At 69.1% G+C, this 5,447-nt stretch carries 6 protein-coding genes; 2 read left to right on the forward strand and 4 right to left on the reverse strand.

Features of this window, described 5'->3' with window-relative positions:
• From sphsw_RS05890 to sphsw_RS05905, 4 genes are all read right to left on the reverse strand, one after another.
• Positions 1 to 741: AAA family ATPase (locus sphsw_RS05890; protein WP_031439787.1), on the reverse strand; the 741-nt coding region annotated here is incomplete at its 3' end.
• Between the two features lie 135 nt (positions 742 to 876).
• Positions 877 to 1,611 (reverse strand): thioredoxin domain-containing protein, encoded by a 735-nt coding sequence (locus tag sphsw_RS05895; protein ID WP_031439788.1) that lies wholly within the window; start codon positions 1,609 to 1,611, stop codon positions 877 to 879.
• Between the two features lie 19 nt (positions 1,612 to 1,630).
• Positions 1,631 to 2,293: a DsbA family protein gene (locus tag sphsw_RS05900; RefSeq protein WP_042466643.1), complete on the reverse strand. Its 663-nt coding sequence runs from the start codon at positions 2,291 to 2,293 to the stop codon at positions 1,631 to 1,633.
• Positions 2,294 to 2,902: a DUF721 domain-containing protein gene (locus tag sphsw_RS05905; RefSeq protein WP_031439789.1), complete on the reverse strand. Its 609-nt coding sequence runs from the start codon at positions 2,900 to 2,902 to the stop codon at positions 2,294 to 2,296. It lies immediately after the preceding gene.
• A gap of 26 nt (positions 2,903 to 2,928) precedes the next feature.
• Between sphsw_RS05905 and sphsw_RS05910 the strand changes: the two genes are divergently transcribed.
• Positions 2,929 to 3,960 (forward strand): A/G-specific adenine glycosylase, encoded by a 1,032-nt coding sequence (locus sphsw_RS05910; protein WP_031439790.1) that lies wholly within the window; start codon positions 2,929 to 2,931, stop codon positions 3,958 to 3,960.
• A gap of 10 nt (positions 3,961 to 3,970) precedes the next feature.
• Entirely contained in the window at positions 3,971 to 5,338 is a 1,368-nt protein-coding gene (locus tag sphsw_RS05915; protein ID WP_031439791.1) for a serine hydrolase domain-containing protein, read from the forward strand.
• Positions 5,339 to 5,447 lie beyond the last annotated feature (109 nt).

Consider the following 5,447-nt stretch of genomic DNA (forward strand, 5'->3'; position numbering starts at 1 on the left):
CCGCGCGGCGTCGGCGGTCGCCGACTCGGCGGCGGCAGCGGCGTCGCGCCAGCGTGCGAAAATCGTCCGTGCCTCCGCGACGCGGATCTGGTTCGACAACAGGCGATAGCGTTCGGCGGCGCGCGCCTGGCGTCTGAGCGCGGCGGCGCGCGCGTCCTGATCGGCGATTACGGCGTCGAGCCGGGCCAGATTGGCCTCGGTCGCGCGCAGCCGCGCCTCGGCATCCTTGCGGCGGACATGGAGTCCGGCGATCCCGGCGGCATCCTCGAGCATCGCGCGGCGGTCGGCGGGCTTGGCGGCGATGACCGCGCCGATCCGCCCCTGGCTGACCAGTGCGGGGCTATGCGCCCCGGTCGCGGCGTCGGCGAAGAGGAGCCCGACATCCTTCGCGCGGACCTCGCGGCCGTCGATCCGGTAGGCGGACCCTGCGCCGCGTTCGATCCGGCGGACGATCTCGCGTTCGTCGGCGCCGTCGGGGCCGGCGATCTCGGCGAGGATCGACACTTCGGCGAAATCGCGCGCGGGGCGGGTCGCGGTCCCCGCAAAGATCACGTCGTCCATGCCGGCACCGCGCAGCGACTTGGCGCTGGCCTCGCCCATCGTCCAGCGCAGCGCCTCGAGCAGGTTCGACTTGCCGCAGCCATTGGGGCCGACCACGCCGGTCAGCCCGGGTTCGATCACCAGGTCGGCGGGTTCGACGAAGCTCTTGAACCCGGTGATGCGGAGGCGTTTGATCTGCATGGCGCGCGCTCTCCCTTCACGATTGGCGAGCGTAGCGCGCTCCTGCTCTTCCGCGAAGGCGGCAGCCCGGACCGGGTCCCCGCCTTCGCAGGGGCACACTCCGGGCTGACAAATGCCCGCCGGACGGGATGCGGCTTACGCGCCGGCGGCCTTCAGCGCCTTTTCCATCTCGCTCCACGACAGCACGTTTTCCATCTTCTTGCCGTTCAGCAGGAAGGTCGGCGTGCCGGTGACGGTGCCCGACTGCATCGCGTTTTCGGTCGGCTTGGCCATGATCTCGAGCTGCTTCTGGTCGGCGAGGCAGGCACGCGCCTTGGCCTCGGGGATGCCGCGCTGCTTGACGAAGTCGATCGCCCCCATGTGCTCGGCGAGCTTGGTGGCGACCGCGGTCGGGGCGAGATTGGCAAGGCTCTGCTGCATCGCCGGGGGCATCGTCTGGAGCTTGTCGAGGAAGGCGTTCTGGTTCTGGTACATCTGCTCGAGGATCGGGAAGAACGGCGCGGTCCCGCCGCACTGGCCGAGCAGCGTCAGCGCGACGTCGGGCGCGCCGTGGACGAGGAAGTCGCGGAATTCGAAGCTGACCTTGCCGGTCGAGACGTAATTGTCGGTCAGCGGCTTGAACGCCTCGCGGCCGAACGCGCCGCAGGTCGGGCAGGAGCGCGCGCCATATTCGACCAGCTTGATCGGGGCATTGGGGTTGCCCATCAGATAGCCCTCGTCGGTTTTGACGACGGTTTCGGTCCAGTTCTGACCGGCGGGTGCGGTCGCCGCGGCGACAGGTGCTGCGGCCTGGGTCGTGTTCGACGAATCGCCCCCCGAACAGGCAGCGAGCGCGAGCGGCAGGACGGCGATGGCAGTGACGAACTTCATGCGGGATACTCCAACGAAATTAGCGGGCGCCGGCAGTGCGCAGCGCGGGTTCGAGCTGGGCCCAGCCGCCATGCGGCATGACCTTGCCGTTGATGAAGAAGGACGGCGTCGAATCGACTTCGGGCGGTGCCGCCGCGGTGATGGCGAGGATCCGGTCGATCTCCGCCGTATCCGCGAAGCACGCGTCGATCGCGGCGGCGGACAGCCCGCGCGCCTTGACCAGATCGGTCAGCCCCGCGCCATCGGCATAGGCCTTGAGCTGCGCCGGCCGCGGATAGAGGTTGATGCGCGCGGCGTTGACCTGCTGGAACTCGATCCCCTTTTCGAGCCAGGCGGGCTGCGCCGCGAAGATCGCCGCCGATGTCGGGAAGAAGCCACGCGGCCCGGTGCAGCGGGCGAGCACCGCCGCAGCGAGATCGAGCCGGTCACGGATCATGTGGCGGAATTCGAGGCTGGTCGATCCCGACGCGATCATCTTGCCCTTCAGCACCGCCTGCGACTGGGTCGAGAAATCGGCACAATGCGAGCAGGTGTAGCTGGCATATTCGACGAGTTTGACCCGGGCTGCGGGGCTGCCGAGTACGTAGGTGCCGCTCGCCGTGCGGGTGACGGGCACGGGCTTCGGGGCGGGCGCGGCCGCGGTGAGCAGCGCGAGACCGAACAACGCAAAGAACAGACGCATTCAGCTGATCCTGGGAAGGCCGCTCGTCGAGGCGACGCCGGCGGCGAGGGATTCGAGGACCGCACGCAGTTCGGGATCGGCGATGCCCTTCAGGCTGAGACCGAGCTCGGCGGGAACGGTGCGGAGCGGGGGCGGCGCCGCCTTGACGCGTGGCTTGGCGACCTCGCCCTGGCGGATAGTGATGCGCGCGACCGCGGCATAGCCGAAGAAGCGGTTCACGCGCTCGGTGATCTCGGGAATGACGTGCTGCATCATCGGCGCATGCGCGCCGCGCACGGTCAGCGTCAGGACGCCATCCTGTTTCTGTCCCATCGGGAAGCGGATCGATTCGGGCGTGCTGACGCCGGAAAAGCGTTCGCCGACGATCTCGGGCCAGCGGCTGACGACCGAGGACTGGATGAAGCCGAAGCGCCGGAACGCCGCGCCGCCGATCGCGGGGAGCAGCTCGGCGACGGCGCGCGACCGGTTGGCGCGCGGCGCATCGGCGTCGACTTTGGGCTTGCGGGCAGCAGCTTTGCGGACGGCGGTCTTGCGCGCGGGCGGAACGTCCGTCGCGCTGGCCGCGGTCGCGGACTTTTGTTCGGTGGTGATACCGGGCGGGTTGCTCATCGCGCCACCCATGCCATAGGCGGCGCGTGAACGCCAAGCGCTCTTCGGTCCCCGTCGCCCTGCTCGACTGGTATGACGCGCATCGCCGCGTGCTGCCGTGGCGCGCCCGGCCGGGCGAGACGGTCGATCCCTATCGCGTCTGGCTGTCGGAGGTGATGCTGCAGCAGACCACGGTCGCCGCGGTCACCCCGCGCTTCCTCGCCTGGACCGCGCGCTGGCCCGATTTCGAAAGCCTCGCCGCGGCGGACGATGCCGATGTGATGGCCGCCTGGGCGGGGCTCGGCTATTATGCCCGCGCGCGCAACCTGGTGAAGGCGGCGAAGGTCGTGGTCGCGGAGCATGATGGCGTGTTTCCGCGCACCGAGGCCGAGCTGCGGACGCTCCCCGGGCTCGGCGCCTATACCGCGGCGGCGGTGGCGGCGATCGCGTTCGGCGAGCGGGCGGTGGTGGTCGATGCCAATGTCGAGCGTGTCGTCGCGCGGCTGTTCGCGATCACGACGCCGCTCCCCGCCGCGCGTCCGGCGATCCGGGCGGCCGCGGACACCATCACGCCCGACATGCGAGCGGGCGATTTCGCGCAGGCGATGATGGATCTGGGATCGTCGATCTGCACGACGCGCAGTCCCAAATGCCTGTTGTGTCCGCTTCGCCCCGACTGCGACGGCTTTGCGCAAGGGGAGCCCGAACGGCTGCCGGTCAAGGCGAAGAAGGCCGCCAAGCCGCAGCGTCACGGGACGATCTTCTGGCTCGAGCGCGACGGACAGGTGCTGCTGGTGCGTCGCCCCGACACCGGGCTGCTCGGCGGCATGCGCGCGCTGCCGACCGGGCCCTGGACCGACCAGCTGCCGGGGTTCGAGGCCGCACCGGCACAGGCCGACTGGCAGATGCTCGACGACCGCGTCACGCATGGCTTCACGCATTTCGACCTCGAACTCGGTCTTGCGGTGGCGCGGGTGGAGGCGCATCAACCCGGCGAATGGTGGCCCGTCGAGACCCTGGATACCGCCGGGCTGCCGACCGTTTTCGCCAAGGCCGCCCAGGCTATACGGGCGCGATAGGGAGGCCTGCATGACGCGTGCACACTGGATTTCGACCGGCGTGATTGCCGCACTGGCAACGACCGCAGCCTTGGGGCAGGCGCAGCGACAGGCCGCGCCCGGCCCTATCGCCGTCACCGAACGCGCGGGCGATCCCGCACGCGCCGCCTTGCCGAGCCTCGAACGGCTGTTCGACGGCTATGTCCGCGACAACAAGATGCCCGGTATCGTCGGCGCGTTCGGTCTGGGTGACCGGCCGACCCTGTTCCTGGCGAGCGGCAAAATCGGCGACGAGCCGGGGCGGCCGTTCGCCGACGCCGATTCGCTGTGGCGGGTCTATTCGATGACCAAGCCGATCACCGGTATGGCGGCGATGATGCTGGTCGAGGACGGTCGGCTGAACCTCGACGATCCGCTGAGCAAATACATCCCCGCGTTCAAGACGATGACGGTCGCGACCAACCCCGATACGTCGCTGGCAACGCGGCCCGCGAAGACGCCGATCACGATCCGCATGCTGCTGACGCATACCGCGGGGCTCGGCTACAGCATCAATGTGAAGGGTCCGCTGCTCAAGGAATATGAGCAACGCGGCGTGCTGCCGATGTCGGTCAATGCGCAGATGGAAACGCAGATGGCCAAGGTCCGCCCGACCTCGCTCGAGGACTTCGCGAACCGTGCAGCGACGCTGCCGCTGGTCGCGGAGCCGGGTACCAAATGGAGCTATTCGATCGGGCTCGACGTGATGGGCCGGGTGATCGAGGTGGCGAGCGGGATGTCGTTCGAGCGGTTCCTGCAGACGCGGATGTTTACGCCGCTCAAGATGAATTCGACCTTCTTCATGGTGCCGCAGGATCAGGTGAAGCGGCTGGCGACCAACTATGCGTTCGTCGGCGACAACCGTACCCCGCTCGACCCCGCGGCGACGTCGGTGTTCGCGGAGCGGCCGAGCTTTCCCTATGGCGGCGCGGGGCTGGTGATGTCGGCGCGCGATTATGATCGGTTCCTGCACATGCTACAGAATGGCGGGACGCTGGGCGGCGTGCGGGTGATGAAGCCCGAGACGGTCGCGCTCGGCATGTCGAACCTGATGCCCAAGGGGGTGTCGTTCGGCGGGATCGGCACCGGGACCGGTGCGGCGGCTGCCGGCAACGCAATGGGGTTCGGCGCGGGCGGGTCGGTCTATCTGGCCGACGTGCCGGGCGGCGCATCGAAGGGCACCTATGGCTGGGGCGGCGCGGCGGGGACGTTCGCCTGGGTCGATCCGGTCCGTCATGTCCGGAGCACGGTGATGGTCAATTATTTCCCCGGTGAGAAATGGCCGTTGCGGAAAGAGGTGGTCGGCGCGCTGGTCGCCGATGTCGCGCGAAGCGGATCCGCGGGGGGCGTGCGCCGATGAGCTTGACCGCGGATCTCCTGCCCGATGTCGCACCGGGTTTTACCGGCGGGACGCTCGATCGTGCCGACGCACTGCGCCACGATGTGGAGGCGCTGGCGGCGGCGCAGGG

Origin of the sequence: Sphingomonas sp. FUKUSWIS1, from assembly GCF_000733135.1 — a bacterium.
GTDB lineage: Bacteria > Pseudomonadota > Alphaproteobacteria > Sphingomonadales > Sphingomonadaceae > Sphingomonas > Sphingomonas aerolata.

What these genes read in the sequence shown, in the direction of transcription:
- sphsw_RS05915 (WP_031439791.1), top strand. Translation starts at nt 3,971, where the DNA reads ATGACGCGTGCACACTGGATTTCGACCGGCGTGATTGCCGCACTGGCA.
- sphsw_RS05895 (WP_031439788.1), bottom strand. Translation starts at nt 1,611, where the DNA reads ATGAAGTTCGTCACTGCCATCGCCGTCCTGCCGCTCGCGCTCGCTGCC.
- sphsw_RS05905 (WP_031439789.1), bottom strand. Translation starts at nt 2,902, where the DNA reads ATGAGCAACCCGCCCGGTATCACCACCGAACAAAAGTCCGCGACCGCG.
- sphsw_RS05900 (WP_042466643.1), bottom strand. Translation starts at nt 2,293, where the DNA reads ATGCGTCTGTTCTTTGCGTTGTTCGGTCTCGCGCTGCTCACCGCGGCC.